Raw genomic sequence first — 17,080 nt, 5'->3', positions numbered from 1 at the left:
CGGTTCCATGCGGCGCGCCTCCTGTTCCACCGCCCGGGGGGTGTCACTGCGGTCATCTTTTTGGCCGGAATTTTGGGGGTGCGGGGCAACTCAGCCGCCCCACCACGCTGCGTTGCGCCCTCGGGTGTCACTTGACGCGGGCACCTCCAGTGGGTTGCATACGTTCTGTGATCACATACCGGACATCGGGAGCCGCGCCATGGACCCGGTGATCGTCGTCGGCGCGGGGCCCGTCGGACTGTCCCTGGCGCTCGCCCTGGCGGGCGCGGGCGTGCCCTCCGTCGTGCTCGACGAAGGGCCCGGCAAGGAGGAGGTCCGGCCGGCCCGCACGGTCGTCCTGCACGCCGACACGGCGGCCATGGCCCACCGGCTGGGCTGTACGACCCTGCGCGACGAGGGGGCGTACTTCGCCGCCTGGCGCACCATGCGCCGGCGCCAGGCCGACCGGCGCATCACCTTCGAGGACCACCCGGCCCCGCTGCACGTGCCGCAGCACGCGCTGACGCGCGGGCTGCGCGGGGCCGCCACCGCCCACCCGCTCGTCCAGCTGGTCACCGACACCAGGGTGGACTCGCTGGAGCAGGACGGCGGGGGCATCACCGCGCACACCCGCGGCGCCGAGACCACGTGGTGGCGCGGGAGTTACCTCGTCGGCTGCGACGGCGCCCGCTCCACCGTGCGCAAACTGCTCGGCATCCGTTTCCCCGGCCGCACCGCGGTCGAGCGCCACGCCGTGGCCGCGCTGCGCACCGAACTGCCCTGGCCCGGCGAGGCCCTGCTGCACCGCAGCCCGCCGCAGGAGGTCACCTCCCGGCCGCTGCCCGACGGGGTGTGGCGGCTGGACTGGCTGCTCCCGGCCCGCGGGGAGCTGGTGACCCCGGACGCGCTGGTGACCATGATCCGCGACACCCTCGCGGTCTGGTGCGGCGGCACGACTCCCCCGTACGACCTCATCGACACCGGGGTCCACACCCTGCACCACCGCCTCGCCCGGCGCTGGCGCGACGGCCGCGCCTTCCTCGCCGGGGACGCCGCGCACCTGCTGGGCGCGCTCGGCACCCAGGGCGTCGAGGAAGGGCTCCGGGACGCCGAGAATCTGGCGTGGAAGCTCTCCCTGGCCTGGCACCAGGGGGCCTCCGAGGCCCTGCTCGACCGTTACGAGGAGGAGCGGCGGACCGCGGTCGCCTCCCGGCTGCGCGCGGCCGACCAGGCGATCCCGTCGCTGCGGGCCGGGGCCGGCCTGCGCACCTACCTCCCCGGGGCCGCGCGTTCCGCCGAGTCCCTCCTCACCGACGGCCACCTGGGGCGGGGGCCGCTGGGCGCGGAGCCCGCGTACGCCCCGCCGGTCGCCGTACGGGAGGTCCCGACGGCCACGGAGCCGGGCGGTCCGGTGGCGAACGTCCCGGTGACCGCACCCGACGGGGCGACCGTGCCCCTGCGGGACCTGCTGGGCCAGGGCCGGCTGCTGGTGGTCCTGGTCGCTCCGGGGACGGGGGTCTGGGACCGGCGCCACTGGCTCGGCGCGGGGCTGATGCCCCGTCTCGCGGCGGCGGTGAGCGCCCTTCCGGTCCGCACCGACCTGCTGGTCGCGGACAGCTATCCGGGGGCCCCGGCGCACACCGTGCTGCTCGTGCGGCCGGACGGACACCTGGCGGCGACCTTCGCGGGGGTCCGCCCGGCGGAGCTGTACGAGGCGGCGGACGCGGTCCGGGCGGGCGCGCCCGCGTCCCGCGTCCCGGCGCCCGCGGCGACGACACCGGGGACACCGGCGACGACCCCGCACGTGGTGATCGATTGACCGTCTCCGGGACTCCGTGGTTCACTCGCGGAATGACCGGCAACGACGTACGCCTGTGGCGGAGGGTCCATATGGACCTGCTCCGCTACGCGGGCTGCGTGTGTCGCCCTTCCTGCTGATTCGCCCTTTCCTCCGCGTGCCCCGTGCCGTCCACCGGCCTGCGCGCACCTCCGCGAACCCAGGAACGGTCCACTTTCATGTCTGCACCCGCACCCGCACCCGCGTACGCCCCTGAGCCCGTGCTGGCCGGGGGCCCCACGGCCGCCGAGCTCCTCGACTTCGCCCTCCGCACCGCGGCCGACCCCTCGATCGTGGCCTCACTGCCGCTCGATCCCGAGGGCCGCACCTGGATCCGGCTGGAGGGGCCGGGCGGCAGCGAGGCGTGGCTGATCGGCTGGCCGCCGGGCACCGGCACCGGCTGGCACGACCACGCCGAGTCGCGGGGCGCGTTCGCCACCGCCCGGGGCCGGCTCACCGAGCACTCGCTGACCGTGCGCCTGCCCTCGGAAGGCTGGAAGTCCCTGGAGCTGACCCCGGACGTGGACCGCCGCCGCACACTGGCCGGGGGCACGGGGCGGGCCTTCCGCGAACACCACGTGCACGAGGTCCTCAACGAGTCGCCGGACGAGCACGCGATCTCCGTGCACGCCTACTACCCGCCGCTCCCGCTGATCCGCCGCTACAGCCGCAACGGCCCGGTGCTCAGCCTGGAGCACGTCGAGCGTCCGGCGGACTGGCAGTGAGCGCCCCGGTCGGCATCGACGAGCTGCTGGAGCGGGTCCGCGCGGGCTACACCCGCGTCGACGCGCAGGTGGCGTACGCCGCTTCCCGCGGCGGGGCCCTCCTGGTGGACATCCGGTACCAGGCCCTGCGCGAACGGGACGGGCTGATCCCGGGCGCGCTGGTGGTCGAGCGCAACGAACTGGAGTGGCGCCTGGACCCCCGGGGCAGCCACCGCGCCCCCGAGGCCACGAGCCACGACCTCCAGGTGGTGGTGATCTGCAACGAGGGCTACGCGTCCAGCCTCGCCGCGGCCTCCCTCCACGCCCTGGGTCTCCACCGTGCCACGGATCTGACGGGCGGCTTCCAGGCCTGGAAGGCGGCCGGCCTCCCGGTCACGCCCGCCTGACCTTCCCCGCGCCTTCAGCCCGGCCGGCGCTCTTTCAGCCCCGCCGGCGTTTGGGGCGCGGGGGTCCGGGGCAGCGCCCCCGGCAACCGCGCCGCACGGGCGGGGCTCCGGGGGCCGGACTAGCCCTTGGCCACGGCCACTTCCACCGGAGGTATCCGCAACGCCACCCGGCCCGGGAGGGCAGTGGCCGCCAGGGCGAGCACCCCGGCCACCCCCACCACCGCCGCGTACGCGACCGGCAGCACCGCGGGCGCCGCCACGCCCGTCATGCCCACGCTGAACGCGGTCAGCACCGCGAGCGCGATCCCCGACCCCAGCGCCGTCCCGATCAGGACCACCGCCAGGGCCTCCGCGCGCAGCATCCGCAGTACCTGCCGGCGCTTCGCCCCGGCCAGCCGCAGCATCGCGAACTCCCGGAACCGTTCGGCGGTCGACATCGCGAGCGTGTTCACCACGGCGATCGCGGTGAAGGCCAGGACCAGGCCCATCGCCAGCAGGTTGATCTCCGCCCCGGCATCCTGCCGTTCGGCCCGCGCCCGGTCGGCTTCCGCCGCCGACAGCACCCGTACGCCCGGCGACGCCTGTACCGCCGCGGCCAGTTGCTCCCGCCCGGTACCCGACCCCGGTTCCGCCGCCACCAGCACACTGCTCGCCAGCGGATTGTCGGCGTGTGCGGCCACCAGCCCGTGCGGCAGCGTCAGATCCCCGAAGCCCAGCCCCCGCGCGTACACGGCCGAGACCGTCAGCGTGACCGGGGTGCCGTCGCCCAGCGTCAGTTTCAGCGGGCTACCCGGCTTCAGCCCCAGCTGTTCGGCGGCGAGTTCGCTCACCGCCGCGGTCCCCTCGCCGAAGCCGTCCAGGCTGCCGCCGGTGATCCCGGGATCCCAGGTCCGGGTCAGTCCGGCCGGGGTCACGCCCTGGGCGGCGTACTTCGTGAGCCCCACCCGTACCGAGGTGTGCACGATCTCGGTGGCCGCAGTGACACCCGGGGTACGCCGGATCCGCTCCGCGGCCTCCCGCGTGACACCGGGGCCCTGGGCGGCCAGCACCCACTGGGCCCGGATCCCGTCACGGGCCTGGGCGCGGGCGGCGTCCCCGAGCGTCGGAGTGATGAAGAGCACGGTGCAGGTCATGCCGGTCAGCAGCGCGAGCGGGGTGACGGCGGAGGCCATCCGCGCGGCGTTCCCCCGCAGGTTGGCAGTGGCCAGGTGGCCGCCCGGGCCGGTCAGCCGCAGCGGACCGGCGAGCAGCGCGGTGGCGCCCCGCACGAGCGGCGGGCCGAGCAGCGAGACCGCTCCGGCCAGCACCACCACGGCCAGGAAGGTGACCGGTGTCGAGGCCGGCTCGGTGCGCAGCGAGCCCAGTACGACGACCAGCACCGCACCGCCCGCCAGCATCAGCACCCCGAGCACGCTGCGGATCCAGCCGGGCCGACCCCGCTCGACGGCGGCTTCGGCGAGCGCCTCGGCCGGTCGGATCCGGGCGATCCGCCGCCCGGTGATCCGCGCGGCGGCCCAGGCTCCGAGCAGGCTGGCGGCGACGGCCGCGGCCATCGGGAAGATGCCGGCGGTGCGCTCCAGGGTGGCGGGGACGACCCCGCTGTCGACGAACCGGCCGTACAACCAGGCGGCGAGCGGCAGTCCGGCGAGCGCTCCGGCCACCCCGGCGGTCAGGCCGACGAGCAGCGCCTCCCGGCCGATCATGCGCCGCAGTTGGCGCGGGGTGGCGGCGACGGCCCGCAGCAGGGCGAGTTCGCGGTAGCGCTGCTGGACGGAGAGCGCGAAGGTGCCGACGACCACGAGGATCGCGACGAGCAGCGAGGTACCGCCCATCGCTCCGCCCATGGAGACCAGCTTGATGCGGGCGCCGGCGGCGGCCGGGAACTCGACGGGTCCGCGCTCGTCACCGGTGGCGACCTGCGCCGTGGTGCCCCGCAGGGCCTGCTCGACGCGGGCGGCGAGTTCGTCGGCTCCGACGCCCGGCGCGGGCAGCACTCCGATGGCGCTGATCCGGTCGTCGCGGGCGGCGAGCCGTCGGGCCTCGTCGTCGCTGAAGAAGAGCGCGCTCTGCCGCGCGAGGTCGCCCCGGGCCGTCTTCGCGACCCCGCTGACCCGGTACGTCCTGGGTTCGCCGGTGGACTGGACGGCGAGCTCGGAGCCGGGCTCCAGTCCGGCGCGGGCGGCCAGCGCACGGTCGATGACAACCTCATCGGCTCTCTGCGGGGCGCGGCCCTCGGCGAGGGTGAAGGGGGTCAGTGCGGCGGAGGTCCAGGCGTGCCCGTACGAGGGCCCGGGCTCGCCGGGGGCGCTGACCAGCGGGACGGCCTGGAAGGTGAGCTCGGGTACGGCCCGCTCGACGCCGGGCACGGCACGGACCGTGTCCATGGTGGCGGCGGGGAGCCAGGCCCGCTCGGCCACGGGCTTGGCCTTGTGCTTGGTCTTGGTCCGTCCGCCCTTCTTCTCCTTGACCGTGGTCTCGTGGACGTTCTGGTCGGCGGAGACGAGGACCGGCGTGGCCGCGTAGCGCTCGGTGCCGATCTTTCCGCGGAGTCCCGTTTCCAGGAGCGTCCCGCAGGCGGTGACGAGGGCGGCCGCGCACAGCAGTGCGACGAAGGCGCCGAGGAAACCGGCCTTGCGGTCCCTGACGGTCTGGAGGGCGTAACGCAGCATCATGCGGCCAACTCTGCCGACGTGCTCGGCGCCTGACACTGGCGTACCCCGGCGTCCGGTCCCGGGGGCTACCCCCACCCCGGGCCCACCGGCTCACTCCCCCGGGTACCCGAGGTCGTCGGCGTCCTCGCCCTCCGCCTCCAGCGCGCGGCGCACCACCCGCAGGGCCATGCCTTCCGGGTATCCCTTGCGGGCGAGCATCCCGGCGAGGCGCCGGATCCGCTTGTCCCGCTCCAGGCCCCGGGTGGAGCCGAGCTTGCGCTCCACGAGCTCCCGGGCGGTCTGCTCCTCCTGGTCGGAGTCCAGCAGCTCCAGGGCCTCCTCCACGAGGGTGGCGTGCACCCCCTTGGTCCGCAGCTCCTGGGCCAGCGCCCGCCGGGCCAGGCCCCGGCCGCGGTGCCGGGACTCGACCCAGGCTCCGGCGAAGGCGGCATCGTCGATCAGGCCCACCTCCTCGTACCGGGAGAGGACCTGCTGCGACACCTCCTCGGGGATGCCCCGCTTGTGCAGGGCGTCCGCGAGCTGGCGCCGGGTGCGCGGGCTCCCCGTGAGCAGACGCAGACAGATCGCCCGCGCCTGCTCCTCGGGGCTCTGGGGCGGCAGCTCCGTACGGCCCTCACGGCCGCCCCGGCGCTCGCCGCCCCCTTCCTGCTCCCGCACGGGTCAGCTCTTGGCCGCGGCGGCCTTGGCCGTCGTCTTGGCCTTCGATGCCGGGGCGGGTACGGCGGTGGCCGCGGCATCGCCGGCGGTGGCCGTGTCGGCACCGGCCTCGGTGGCGTCCTTGCGGACGCCCACGCCCAGCTTCTCCTTGATCTTCCGCTCGATCTCGTTGGCGAGGTCGGGGTTGTCCTTCAGGAAGTTGCGGGCGTTCTCCTTGCCCTGGCCGAGCTGGTCGCCCTCGTACGTGTACCAGGCGCCGGCCTTGCGCACGAAGCCGTGCTCCACGCCCATGTCGATCAGGCCGCCCTCGCGGCTGATGCCCTGGCCGTAGAGGATGTCGAACTCGGCCTGCTTGAACGGGGGCGCGACCTTGTTCTTGACGACCTTGACGCGGGTGCGGTTACCGACCGCGTCCGTGCCGTCCTTGAGGGTCTCGATGCGGCGGATGTCGAGGCGCACGGAGGCGTAGAACTTGAGCGCGCGACCACCGGTGGTGGTCTCCGGCGAGCCGAACATCACACCGATCTTCTCGCGGAGCTGGTTGATGAAGATCGCGGTGGTCTTGGACTGGTTGAGCGCACCGGTGATCTTCCGGAGCGCCTGGCTCATCAGTCGCGCCTGGAGACCCACGTGCGAGTCGCCCATCTCGCCCTCGATCTCCGCGCGCGGCACGAGCGCCGCCACGGAGTCGATGACGATCAGGTCGAGGGCACCGGAGCGGACCAGCATGTCCACGATCTCCAGTGCCTGCTCGCCGGTGTCCGGCTGCGACAGGATGAGGTTGTCGGTGTCGACGCCGAGGGCCTTCGCGTACTCGGGGTCGAGCGCGTGCTCGGCGTCCACGAAGGCGACGGTGCCGCCGGCCTTCTGTGCGTTGGCCACGGCGTGCAGGGTCAGGGTCGTCTTACCGGAGGACTCCGGGCCGTACACCTCGATCACACGGCCGCGGGGCAGCCCGCCGACGCCGAGGGCGATGTCCAGCGCGGTCGACCCGGTGGGGATGACCTCGATGGGGTCGTTCGGCTTGTCGCCGAGGCGCATGACCGCACCCTTGCCGAATTGCCGTTCAATCTGTGCGAGAGCGGCGTCGAGAGCCTTCTCGCGGTCGGTGCCTGCCATGGGTTCCACCCGGTTTGCTTGAGTCGATCGCTTCACGCCACTGACGCTAATGCCTGCCACTGACAATGCGCCTCCACGAGCGTTTCGGCTGTGGATAACTCATCAGAATGGATGTTCGATTTCCCTGTCAAGCGCGCCGCGCCCGGCCGGGGACATCGGGACGCACCGGCCGGGGCGGTGGGCCGCGACCGCTCTATCGCCAATCTGCGTTGTTCCTAGAATGACCGTGTGAAGGATATCGATGCGATCGCGGTGTTGCAGGATCCGGTGCGGCGCCGCCTGTACGAGTACGTGGCGGCACAGGGCCGCGAGGTCGGCCGCAACGAGGCCGCCGAGGCGGCCGGGGTGACACGCACCCTCGCCGCCCACCACCTGGACAGGCTGACCCAGGCCGGACTGCTGGAGAGCGGCAGCCGCCGCCTGACCGGTCGCTCGGGTCCGGGGGCCGGCCGTCCCGCCAAGGTCTACACGCGGGCACGGGCCGAGCGGTCGGTGTCGCTGCCCGCCCGCGACTACCGCACCGCCGCCGAGCTGCTCGCCGAGGCCGCCGAACAGGCCGGGCTGGACGCCGCGCTCTGCGCGGCCGCGCGCCGCCGGGGCGAGGCCCTGCGCGGCTCGGCGGCGCCCTGCGGCGGCCTCGAAGAGGCCATGGAGATGCTGGCCGACCGCGGCTACGAGCCGCACCTGGAGGGCGCCGGGAGCGCGGAGGGCACCCACGGCGCCGAAGGGGACGAAGGAGGGGCCGAAGGGGCGGCCGGGGCGGCCACTCCCGCCGTCCGCATGCGCAACTGCCCCTTCCATGCCGTCGCCGAACGCTTCCCGCCGCTCGTCTGCGGCATGAACCTCGCGCTCCTCGAGGGGCTGCTCGGCACGGACGGCCCCGTCCGCGCCCGCATGGACGCCCGGCCGGGCGAGTGCTGCGTGGTGGTGGAGGTTTCTAAAAACAATGATGATTGACATAGAAAAGCGCCCTGTGCTGGGATGAGGCCATGACCGCATCCGCGCATGCCGCCCACCTCGCCCAGCTCAACGTCGCGACGCTCCGCCACCCCTTCGACGACCCGCGCATGGCGCCGTTCGTCGAGATGCTCGATCCGGTCAACGCCGCCGCGGACGGCGCGCCCGGCTTCGTGTGGCGGCTCGTGGAGGAGGGGGAGGCCGATGCCACCGGCCTGCGCCCCGCGGGTGAGGACGTCGTCGTCAACCTGTCGGTGTGGGAGACCCAGGAGGCCCTGTGGGAGTTCTCCTACCGCAGCGGGCACCTGGAGGTGATGCGGCGGCGGCGCGAATGGTTCGAGCGGCACGTCGAGGCGCACCTGGTGCTCTGGTGGGTCCCCGCCGGGCACCTCCCGACCGTCGCCGAGGCCCTGGAGCGGCTGGCGGACCTGCGGACGCACGGGCCGTCCCCGCGCGCCTTCACCTTCGCCTCCTCCTACACCGCCGCCGAGGCTGCCGCCGAGGCCGGGCAGGCCGTACCGGTGCGGTCCGGGGACGCGGCGGCAGTGTAGGAGGAGGCGAAGGAGGCACACCGTTCCGCGAGGGCTTCCGGGGACCGGTTCAACGGGCTTCCGGCAGCCGGACGGCCTCGATCTCCCCGTCGCCGAGGAGCGCTTCGACGAGCGGGGCGGGGCCCGCCACCTTGGTGGCCCACAGGTCGTAGTCCGTGCAGAGGACCCAGGACCGGTCGTGGGGCCAGAGGTTGGACGGGCTGACCTCGGCCTCGGGGTGGTCGTACAGGGCCTTGGCGTCCCCCAGCCGGCCGACCCGGACGCACAGGTTGTCGAAGTCCTCGGCCCCCAGCACCAGCGGGGTGTAGTAGGCCAGGCAGCGGGTGTCCTCGCCCTCCGGACTGTGCTCGGTCAGGATCTCGACCAGCCGGTCCCAGTCCGCCCGGCCGAGACTGCCCTCGGACGGCCCGGTAATGCCGGCGGGCCATCCGCCCGCCCAGATCGAGGGGAAGGACGTCAAGCAGGGCAGCTTCCCCTCGGGCACGACGGGATCGCCGAGCCGCCCGGCGAGTTCCGCCCACCGCAGGCGGCGCCAACGGGGTCCGGGGGTCTCGCCCGTGGTGTCCGAGAGCACCTCCGCGGGGTCGAGACCCGCGATGATCTCGGGTCCGGTGCCGTCGGCCATCCGCACGGCCCGTTCGTACGCGCCGAACGACATTCCGGTCGGCCCGAGTTCGTGCTCGTACATGGCGTGGAGCACCCATGCCGCGTCGGGCAGCGGCGGTGGCCTGAATCCGGTGAGTCCGTCCGTGCCTGCCAGTTCCCGCAGCCAGTCGGTCTCGCCGGACGGTGCGAGCGGCCATTGGTCGGTCACCCGCGCGGTGGATGTCTCGTGCATCCGGTCATGATCCCACCGGGCGGAACACGTCGCAGGTGAGCGGCCGGTCGGTGTCGACGGTCGCGAAGCGGCCCTGTCCGGCAGGTCGGTGTCGGCCGAGGTTCAGTCCCCCCGGGCGTCGCGGCCGGTCACGGCAGCTCGCGCAGGACGAGGACCTCCGCGAACGGCCTGCCGGTGCGCTGCGCGTACGCCATCCGCTCCCGCACCTCGTGCAGGGTGCGCGGCCGGTAACCCGGCCCGCCGCAGCAGCTCTTGTGGAAGCGCACCCCCGCGTTCAGCAGCACGGAGAGCGTCCGCCACGCCGCGGCGTCCCGCCGTTTGGGCGCGGCGAAGGCCGACCCCGCGTGGATCAGGGGCGCCGCGCACCGCGGGCAGATCCGCTCCCGGTCCCGGTCGTAGGGCTGCTTGTACGAGGCCCGGCAGGGCAGACAGACGTAGGAGGTCTTCGCATGAGCCATACGGGCAGGGTAAGCAGTGCCCCGCGCGGAGATCGACGCGATTGACGGGCCGCGGGTCGCGCGGGACGGCTGCGGCGTCGAGCAGGACGCGCCAGTCCTGCGGGCCGAGTTCCAGGAACTGCGGTCCGGTCGGCCCGGCGATCTCGTCGTGTGCGGCGGCCGGCCGTGGTCCACCCCCGCGGCCTGTGCTGCACAGACCCCGTGCAGCGCCGCCGGCACCGGGCCGGGTCACTTGTGCGCGAGGCCCGCCTTGATCATGGAGACGGTGCTCACCAGTTTGGGGAGGCCTTCCGTCTGGACCACCCTGATGCCTCGGTTGACCTGGCTCTCGTCCTTCCGCGCGGCCCCGTCGGCACATTCGGCAGCGCCGCGCCGGAATCCGCCGAGGGCCTCCTTCCAGTACCGCTGGGCGGCTTCGTGCGGGATCGGGTCGAGCTTCTCGGCCTTGGCGGTCCGGGCCAACAGGTCCTGGCAGGCGGGCCCTTGGACGTCGATCGTGCGCATGCTCACCTCGTTGACCCGCCCGGCGTCCTCGTTCAGCTTCCTGATCTGCGCCTCGCCCCCCGAGCCGTACCAGTCCTCCAGCTTCTCGGCCGGGGTCTGGGAACAGCCGCCGAGCAGCACGGCCGCGAGACAGACGGAGACGGAAACGGAAGCAGTGACGCGGGTCTGTACGGGGACGCGCACACGGAATCGCATGAAATCTGGAACCCCCCTGGATCGGTGCGACCGATGCTGCCAGGGACCGTCCGGGCCCGTGTCCCTCGTGATGGTTTCGTGACGGGCCGCCGGCTCGCGGGGAGTCAGAGGGAGACCGCCACTCCGAGGGAGTAGGCGCACAGGAACTTCGGCGCGCCCTCCTCGTAGAAGACGTCGAGGGCGGTGATGGTGAATCCGGCCGCCCTCAGCAGGTCCGGCGCCGACCGGGTGAGGTGACATCCGCCCAGGATCCGCATGTTCAGCGGCTCGAGCCGTCGCTGCCGACGGCGCACGCGCCAGTCCCCTTCCGGGGCGAGCCCGTGTTCGAGGAAGTGCAGGGTTCCCCCCGGCCTGAGGACGCGTCGCAGCTCGCGCAGGGCGGCGACGGCGTCCGGGATGGTGCACAGCGTCCAGGTGGACAGCGCACAGTCGAAACCGCCGTCCTCGAACGGCAAGGACTGGCCGTCCAGGCCTGCCCGCCGTACCGGGACGCGGGAGTCCCGGACGCGCTTCGCGGCCAGTCGCCACGCGACGTCGGAGGGCTCGACCGCCGCCACGCCCTTGATGCCCGGCGGATAGAAGGGGACGTTGTGTCCTGCGCCGAAGCCGATCTCGACGACCTCGCCGCTGAGCCCCTCGCAGACCCGGCGCCGCAGCGGCCGGGCCGTCTTGGCCCCGCAGGCGGCGTTGAGGATCCGCGGCACTGCCTGGTCGGCGTAGAACCCCATGGCACCCTCCGCGTCTCGCACCTCCTCCTCAGCATGGCACCGCCGCGCCGCCGCCACGAAGGCCCGCCCGAGTGACAACCGACGGTTGACACTCCTCGAAGTGTCAACCTAGGGTTGCCTCTATGACGAACCCTTCAGTGGAACCCGTTCGCATGACCAACCCGGTACGCCTCGACGACCTCATCGAGGCCATCAAGAAGGTCCACACCGACACCCTGGAGCAGCTCAGCGGCGCCGTCGTCGCGGCCGAGGCCCTCGGGGACGTCGCCGATCACCTCATCGGCCACTTCGTCGACCAGGCCCGCCGCTCCGGAGCCTCCTGGACCGACATCGGCCGCAGCATGGGCGTCACGCGCCAGGCCGCCCAGAAGCGCTTCGTCCCCAAGGCGGACAAGGAAGGTGCCACCGGCCTCGACCCGAACGCGGGCTTCGGCCGCTTCACCCCCCGCGCCCGCAACGTGGTCGTGACCGCACAGAACGAGGCCCGCGCCGCCGGCGGCGCCGAGATCCGCACCGAGCACCTGGTCCTCGGCCTCCTCTCCGAACCCGAGGGCCTCTCGGGGTACGCCCTGCGCGCCCACGGGGTGGCGGCGGACGACGTACGCGCCGCCGTGACCGCCCTGCTCCCGCCGGCCGGGGCGGAGGTCCCCGACCTGATCCCCTTCGACGCGTCCGCGAAGAAGGCCCTGGAGCTCACCTTCCGCGAGGCCCTGCGCCTGGGCCACGACTTCGTCGGCACGGAGCACATCCTGCTCGCGCTCCTGGAGCTGGAGAACGGCGAGGGCCCGCTGAACGGCCTCGGCCTCGACAAGGCCGCCGTCGAGGCGACCGTCAGCGAAGCCTTGGCAGTCGTACGCGTCGCCTCGGACGAGACGTAGAACTGTCCGCGTCCCGCGTCAGCTCGTAGCGCTTGACGTACGCACCGAGGAAGGACTGCAGGGTGGCGACGGCCGGGATCGCGATGAGCGCCCCGACCGCGCCCAGCAGGGCGGTGCCCGCGACGACCGATCCGAAGGCCACCGCCGGATGGATGTCGACGGTCTTCGAGGTCAGCTTCGGCTGGAGGACGTAGTTCTCGAACTGCTGGTAGATCACCACGAAGCCGAGTACGTACAGCGCGTACCAGGGATTGACGGTGAAGGCGAGCAGGACCGGCAGCGCGCCCGCGAGATAGGTGCCGATGGTGGGGACGAACTGGGAGACCAGCCCCACCCACACGGCGAGCGCGGGCGCGTACGGCACCCCGAGCACCGCCAGCACGATGTAGGTCGCGACACCGGAGATCAGCGCCATCAGCCCGCGCGAGTAGAGGTAGCCGCCCGTCTTGGCCACGGCGATCTCCCAGGCCCGCAGCACCTCTGCCTGCTTCGCGGGCGGCAGCACGGAGCACAGCGCGCGCCGCAGCCGCGGTCCGTCGGCGGCGAAGTAGAAGGAGAACAGCCCGATCGTCAGCAGCTTGAAGAGTCCGCCGAGCACCTGGGCGGAGACGTCGAGCACGCCGGACGCGCTGTTCTGCACGTACTTGCGCAGCCAGTCGGAGCGCAGCACGCTCTCCTGGATCTCCAGCCGGGACAGCTCGGTGTGGAAGGTGGAGTTGATCGCTTTGATCACCGCGTCGAGATAGCCCGGAAAGCCCTCGACCATGGCGACGATCTGCCCGGCGAGCAGCGAGCCGAGCAGCGCCAGGAAGCCGACGGTCACGACGAACACCGCGAGGAACATCACGAAGGTGGCGAGCCCGCGGCGCATGCCCGCGGCCGCCATCCTGGCGACCGCGGGCTCGATCGCGAGCGCGAGGAAGAACGCGATCAGGATGTTGACGAGCAGCCCGATCAGCTGGTGGAAGGCCCAGCTGCCGAGCTGGAAGCAGGCGACGAGGGCCAGCACGAGGATCACGGCGCGCGGCAGCCACCGCGGCATCCGCGCATCGTCCGCGGCGGGGGCCGCACCGGGCGCCGGCGGGCCGGGCGGCCCCTGCGGCCCCGGCAACCCTGGCTCCTGCGCCCCTGCCGGCGGTGTCACTCCTCGTGCGTCTGCGGGTTGATCCGTCGTCTCTTCACTGGCTGCCACGCCGCCAAGTCTGTCCCACCGGCGCCCCGCAGCGCGAAGCGGCCGTCCGGCAGCCCCCGCACCGGGCGCTGCGTCAGCGCAGCGACGCCGGCACGTCCATCGCCGAACACACCGCGCGCCACACGTCCTTGGTCTCCCAGCCCGCGTCCAGCGCCTGGTGGACGGTCCGCCCGCCGAGCTCCGTCATGACGTGGTCCCGCGCGAAGGAGTCGGCATAGCCCGCGCCGAAGTGCTCCGCCATCCGTTCCCAGAAAATCGTCAACCGCATGCCCCCAGTATCCCGCCCCGGGAGAGTGCACCGGCAGCGTTCGGCCCTCCTGGCCGCACCACCGCGTCCTACGTTGCACGCATGCCCGGAGACGAAGCTTCCCCGCAACCCCCACAGAACCCGCTGGCCCGCGCCGAGGGGTTCATCTGGCTGACGGCCCGCGTGCTGGAGCAGCGGCGGTTCGCGTTCCACTTCCTCGGCGGGGACGCCGACCCGGTGGACGCGGCCCTCGGTTCGTATCTCAACGCGGACGGAGGCTACGGTCACGCACTCGACCCGGATCTGCGCGGTCCGCTCAGCCAGCCCCTGCACACCGCCCACGCCCTGCGCGTGCTGGACAGCCTGGGCCGCTGCTCCGGGCAGCGCATCGAGCGGCTGTGCCGGCACCTGACCGGGGTCTCCACCGCGGACGGCGCGCTTCCGGTGGTCTTCCCGGCCCCCCGGGGGTATCCCGCCGCCCCGTACCACCCGGTGTACGACGACCCGCCGGGCGAGCTCCTCACCACGGGCCCCGTCGTCGGCGTACTGCACCGCAACCAGATCTGGCACGCCTGGCTCTTCCGGGCCACGGACTTCTGCTGGGACCGGGTCGAGAGCCTGCGCCACTCGCATCCGTACGAGATCCAGAGCGCGGTCGCCTTCCTCGACGGCATCCCCGACCGGGCGCGGGCGGCGGCGGCCGCGGACCGGCTGGGACGGCTGGTGCGCGAGGAGCGGCTGGTGGTGCTGGATCCGCGGCGGCGGACGGAGTACCCGCCGGCCCCGGGCTATGCGCCGGGCGAGCAGCTGTTCCCGCACGACTTCGCGCGGCGGCCCGAGTCACTGGCCCGCGGCTGGTTCACGGACGAGGAGATCCGCCGCTCGCTGGACCACCTGGCCGCCGCGCAGCAGGTGGACGGCGGCTGGCCGGTCCGCCGCGAGGCCTGGGCCCCGGGGAGCTCGCTGGAGCGGCGGCCGATCGCCACCCTGGAGGCGCTGCTGACCCTGAGGGCGTACGGGCGCCTGCCCGAGTGACACCTGCCGGGTGAGAGCCACGTGCACCGGCCGGGCAGTCCGCCGCCGGGTGCTCCGGGAGCCACATCGCTTCCCCTGCTGGAGGCACCGGCCGTGCCTGCAGCCTCAGCCGCTGAAAGCGTTGCGCACTGGTGCAGCGTCTGTGTCTGTTCATGCTGTCGCCTCAGGTGCACGACCCCGCTTGCGGTGCCGCGGCGCCTGGCCCCGGGACGCATCCTGTCCCGGGGCCCTGCGTGGCCCGAACCCCCGCTGCCCCGCTCTGCCTGCACCGTGTCTTCGGCCGTGATCAGCCGGGGCGTGCATCACCCATGCGGCGCGGCCGACGCCAGGGCCGGCGAGCGCGGCCCGCTGCTCGGCACCGAGTCGGTCGCGGCGTCCGGCGAAGACGTCCGGCCCGTCAGCCCGTAGGGCCTCAGTGGGCCGGCGTCGCCCTCCGGTCCAAGCGGGCTCGATGCCCGGTGGTGTCGCGCACGGCAAGGAGGAACGCGACGATGGGGTCCGGTGCGGCCGGAGCCTCCGCGCGCAGGATCCGGTAGCCGTCGGCTTCGACGCCGTGGACGGTGCGCTGTTGCTGCAGCCCTTCCAGGGGCTGATCCGCCTTGCCGGCCTTCCGTTGGTACTGCAGGGCGTGGGCACCAGCGGCAATGACTTCGGCGAGCCGGTTGGCGAAGGCCGCGTTGCATCCTCCGAGCCGGACGAAGCCGTGGCTGGCCACGGGCCCGTCGTTGCTCAGGGAGGGAAGGGTCAGGTCTGCGAGCTTGAGCGCCGCCTGAAGGTTGGTGACAGCATCTTCGCCGGCCTGGTACGCGGTGTCCTGGCGCTGCTTGTACTCGATTCGCTCTGCGTAGGTCAATTCGTACATGTTGCCGATCTCTCGTGATGGGTGTGGAGGCGAGACGCCGGAGCGCGTTGGTGTATTCGGTTCAGCGGGGTGTGGCCCTGTGCCTGGCGCGCGCAGATGCCGACGGGGTCGTCCGCGTTGCCGGGCATGACCGTTCCCTACGGCGCGCGGCTCGGGTGTGCCGCAGTGATCGATGCCTGGGGCGCGGGTGCGGTCCGGACAGCACCGCGGTGGACGGCCCGGGCTTGTCTCGCGATGTGGGCAAGAGTGGGTAGACCGTCGGACTGAGTCTGGGTGCGGCCCGTGACTATCGGTTTCGATCTTCGTTTCAAAGGTGCAGGCGAGCACCCCTTTGACGTGTGGGAAGGACCGGGTTGGCCAGGGAGGACTTAGCGGCTGCTACCGTCTTCGCTCTTCGCGGTTGCCGCCCATGTGCTGCTCGGCCCTCTTGCGTCGCTGTCCGACAACACCGTCTCCGCCGGGACGCTCACCCAGGTTTTCCGCTCCCTGGCCGGCCGACCACCTTTTGCGGCAACAGGAACCCATCACCCGGGCCCGTGGCCGTTGCGCCGACCTGCGCACGTGGCACCGCCGCACGCGTACGACCGTCATGCGCCGTATCCGAATCCGTTGCTGCGGGACGGAGAGCGGACTGCCCTGCTGTCTGCCGCGGGGAAGCCGGGAGGGGCACTGCCCGGGCCACGTCTTGCTGCGGCCGTCTGCCTGAGCGGAGCGGACACGGAGGCTGCCGGGTTTCGGTGCCGCGGAGCGGCTTGGCGAGGCGGTCGCGTCAGCGTGATCTGGCGGACCAGCTGTTGGAAGCAGGCCAGCGCCGCGGCTGCAGGAAGAGCGGAGGCCGCCCCGGCGGCGATCGTTCTGGGTGCCTGGGCCACGCACAGAAGCGTGGCCAGGGTGGAGAACAGCAGAACGATGGACCAGGAATGAAGCGCTCGGCGCTGGTGCAAGGCCGATCTGAGGATGGACAGGGAGGCGACCATCCAGGGGCCGTAGATCAGCAGGGGCCACCAGCTGACCACTTCGCGGGCCGTGTGGGGTCCGGCGCTGTGACGCAGGGTGTCGCAGATGGCCAGCCCACTGAGGATGCTCACCACAGCGGCGATGGCGCCCACCAGCGCGGCGGTGAACAGACTGCCCGTTTGCAGCAGGGTCACGACTGGCGATTTCAGGTTCCGGCGGTGCCCCCTGGAGGCTCGTGCGGGCGGACGCCCGGGAGGAGAGTGCTTCAGCCCTGCGACAAGGCCGATCGTGCTGGCCGTGTCA

General features: G+C 73.0%; 19 protein-coding genes. 8 read left to right on the top strand and 11 right to left on the bottom strand.

What is annotated here, in order from left to right; genetic code table 11:
* The first annotated feature begins 199 nt into the window (after window positions 1–199).
* The 4 genes from ACWGE1_RS15630 (at window position 200) to ACWGE1_RS15615 (ending at window position 2,927) form a co-directional block, all read left to right on the top strand.
* Window positions 200–1,798: an FAD-dependent monooxygenase gene (locus ACWGE1_RS15630; protein ID WP_453421035.1), complete on the top strand. Its 1,599-nt coding sequence runs from the start codon at window positions 200–202 to the stop codon at window positions 1,796–1,798.
* A gap of 32 nt (window positions 1,799–1,830) precedes the next feature.
* A complete protein-coding gene (locus tag ACWGE1_RS15625) occupies window positions 1,831–1,917 on the top strand; it encodes a putative leader peptide (protein ID WP_311318651.1) in 87 nt (28 codons plus the stop codon).
* A gap of 78 nt (window positions 1,918–1,995) precedes the next feature.
* Window positions 1,996–2,541, top strand: coding sequence for a cysteine dioxygenase (locus ACWGE1_RS15620; RefSeq protein ID WP_453421034.1), 546 nt, complete (start codon window positions 1,996–1,998; stop codon window positions 2,539–2,541).
* Complete coding sequence (locus ACWGE1_RS15615) at window positions 2,538–2,927, top strand: rhodanese-like domain-containing protein (RefSeq protein ID WP_453421033.1); 390 nt, start codon at window positions 2,538–2,540, stop codon at window positions 2,925–2,927. The genes ACWGE1_RS15620 and ACWGE1_RS15615 overlap by 4 nt, the downstream gene beginning before the upstream one ends.
* Before the next feature lie 119 nt (window positions 2,928–3,046).
* Here ACWGE1_RS15615 and ACWGE1_RS15610 read toward each other — a convergent pair whose 3' ends face one another.
* The 3 genes from ACWGE1_RS15610 to recA all read right to left on the bottom strand — a co-directional run bounded on the left by ACWGE1_RS15610 (window position 3,047) and on the right by recA (window position 7,375).
* Window positions 3,047–5,599 carry an FtsX-like permease family protein gene (locus tag ACWGE1_RS15610; protein WP_453421032.1) on the bottom strand — a complete coding sequence of 851 codons (2,553 nt, stop codon included), beginning with the start codon at window positions 5,597–5,599 and terminating at the stop codon, window positions 3,047–3,049.
* A 90-nt stretch (window positions 5,600–5,689) separates the two neighbouring features.
* Window positions 5,690–6,256 (bottom strand): recombination regulator RecX, encoded by a 567-nt coding sequence (gene recX / locus ACWGE1_RS15605; RefSeq protein ID WP_453421031.1) that lies wholly within the window; start codon window positions 6,254–6,256, stop codon window positions 5,690–5,692.
* Window positions 6,257–6,259: 3 nt separating this feature from the next.
* Window positions 6,260–7,375 carry a recombinase RecA gene (recA, locus tag ACWGE1_RS15600; protein ID WP_453421030.1) on the bottom strand — a complete coding sequence of 372 codons (1,116 nt, stop codon included), beginning with the start codon at window positions 7,373–7,375 and terminating at the stop codon, window positions 6,260–6,262.
* A gap of 228 nt (window positions 7,376–7,603) precedes the next feature.
* Here recA and ACWGE1_RS15595 point away from each other — a divergent pair, with 228 nt between their 5' ends.
* Both ACWGE1_RS15595 and ACWGE1_RS15590 read left to right on the top strand, forming a co-directional pair.
* Entirely contained in the window at window positions 7,604–8,332 is a 729-nt protein-coding gene (locus ACWGE1_RS15595) for a helix-turn-helix transcriptional regulator (RefSeq protein ID WP_453421029.1), read from the top strand.
* Window positions 8,333–8,364: 32 nt separating this feature from the next.
* Complete coding sequence (locus ACWGE1_RS15590) at window positions 8,365–8,883, top strand: DUF3291 domain-containing protein (protein WP_453421028.1); 519 nt, start codon at window positions 8,365–8,367, stop codon at window positions 8,881–8,883.
* Window positions 8,884–8,932: 49 nt separating this feature from the next.
* Here ACWGE1_RS15590 and ACWGE1_RS15585 read toward each other — a convergent pair whose 3' ends face one another.
* The 4 genes from ACWGE1_RS15585 to ACWGE1_RS15570 form a co-directional block, all read right to left on the bottom strand.
* A complete protein-coding gene (locus tag ACWGE1_RS15585; protein ID WP_453421027.1) occupies window positions 8,933–9,721 on the bottom strand; it encodes a hypothetical protein in 789 nt (262 codons plus the stop codon).
* Window positions 9,722–9,849: 128 nt separating this feature from the next.
* Window positions 9,850–10,179 (bottom strand): deoxyxylulose-5-phosphate synthase, encoded by a 330-nt coding sequence (locus ACWGE1_RS15580; protein WP_453421026.1) that lies wholly within the window; start codon window positions 10,177–10,179, stop codon window positions 9,850–9,852.
* A 228-nt stretch (window positions 10,180–10,407) separates the two neighbouring features.
* Window positions 10,408–10,878, bottom strand: coding sequence for a hypothetical protein (locus ACWGE1_RS15575; RefSeq protein ID WP_453421025.1), 471 nt, complete (start codon window positions 10,876–10,878; stop codon window positions 10,408–10,410).
* Window positions 10,879–10,982: 104 nt separating this feature from the next.
* Complete coding sequence (locus ACWGE1_RS15570) at window positions 10,983–11,606, bottom strand: class I SAM-dependent methyltransferase (protein WP_453421024.1); 624 nt, start codon at window positions 11,604–11,606, stop codon at window positions 10,983–10,985.
* Window positions 11,607–11,728: 122 nt separating this feature from the next.
* On the opposite strand from ACWGE1_RS15570, the gene ACWGE1_RS15565 reads away from it, so the two are divergent.
* Entirely contained in the window at window positions 11,729–12,484 is a 756-nt protein-coding gene (locus tag ACWGE1_RS15565) for a Clp protease N-terminal domain-containing protein (protein ID WP_453421023.1), read from the top strand.
* On the opposite strand, the gene ACWGE1_RS15560 is transcribed toward ACWGE1_RS15565, so the two are convergent.
* The gene (locus tag ACWGE1_RS15560) at window positions 12,438–13,628 is read right to left on the bottom strand and encodes an AI-2E family transporter (protein ID WP_453421038.1); all 1,191 of its coding nucleotides are present in this window, start codon (window positions 13,626–13,628) and stop codon (window positions 12,438–12,440) included. The genes ACWGE1_RS15565 and ACWGE1_RS15560 overlap by 47 nt on opposite strands.
* A 121-nt stretch (window positions 13,629–13,749) precedes the next feature.
* Window positions 13,750–13,944 carry a DUF3046 domain-containing protein gene (locus ACWGE1_RS15555; protein ID WP_033217375.1) on the bottom strand — a complete coding sequence of 65 codons (195 nt, stop codon included), beginning with the start codon at window positions 13,942–13,944 and terminating at the stop codon, window positions 13,750–13,752.
* An 81-nt stretch (window positions 13,945–14,025) separates the two neighbouring features.
* Between ACWGE1_RS15555 and ACWGE1_RS15550 the strand changes: the two genes are divergently transcribed.
* Window positions 14,026–14,958: a hypothetical protein gene (locus ACWGE1_RS15550; protein WP_453421022.1), complete on the top strand. Its 933-nt coding sequence runs from the start codon at window positions 14,026–14,028 to the stop codon at window positions 14,956–14,958.
* Window positions 14,959–15,370: 412 nt separating this feature from the next.
* Here the strand turns inward: ACWGE1_RS15550 and ACWGE1_RS15545 are convergent, their stop codons facing one another.
* Complete coding sequence (locus tag ACWGE1_RS15545) at window positions 15,371–15,820, bottom strand: hypothetical protein (protein WP_453421021.1); 450 nt, start codon at window positions 15,818–15,820, stop codon at window positions 15,371–15,373.
* A 587-nt stretch (window positions 15,821–16,407) separates the two neighbouring features.
* The gene (locus tag ACWGE1_RS15540) at window positions 16,408–16,971 is read right to left on the bottom strand and encodes a hypothetical protein (RefSeq protein WP_453421020.1); all 564 of its coding nucleotides are present in this window, start codon (window positions 16,969–16,971) and stop codon (window positions 16,408–16,410) included.
* Window positions 16,972–17,080: the final 109 nt, after the last annotated feature.

The sequence above is a fragment of the Streptomyces sp. NPDC054932 genome (assembly GCF_053610205.1).
The sequence above is the reverse complement of the archived record's forward strand: the minus strand, read 5'-3'. Positions and strand labels throughout refer to the sequence as shown.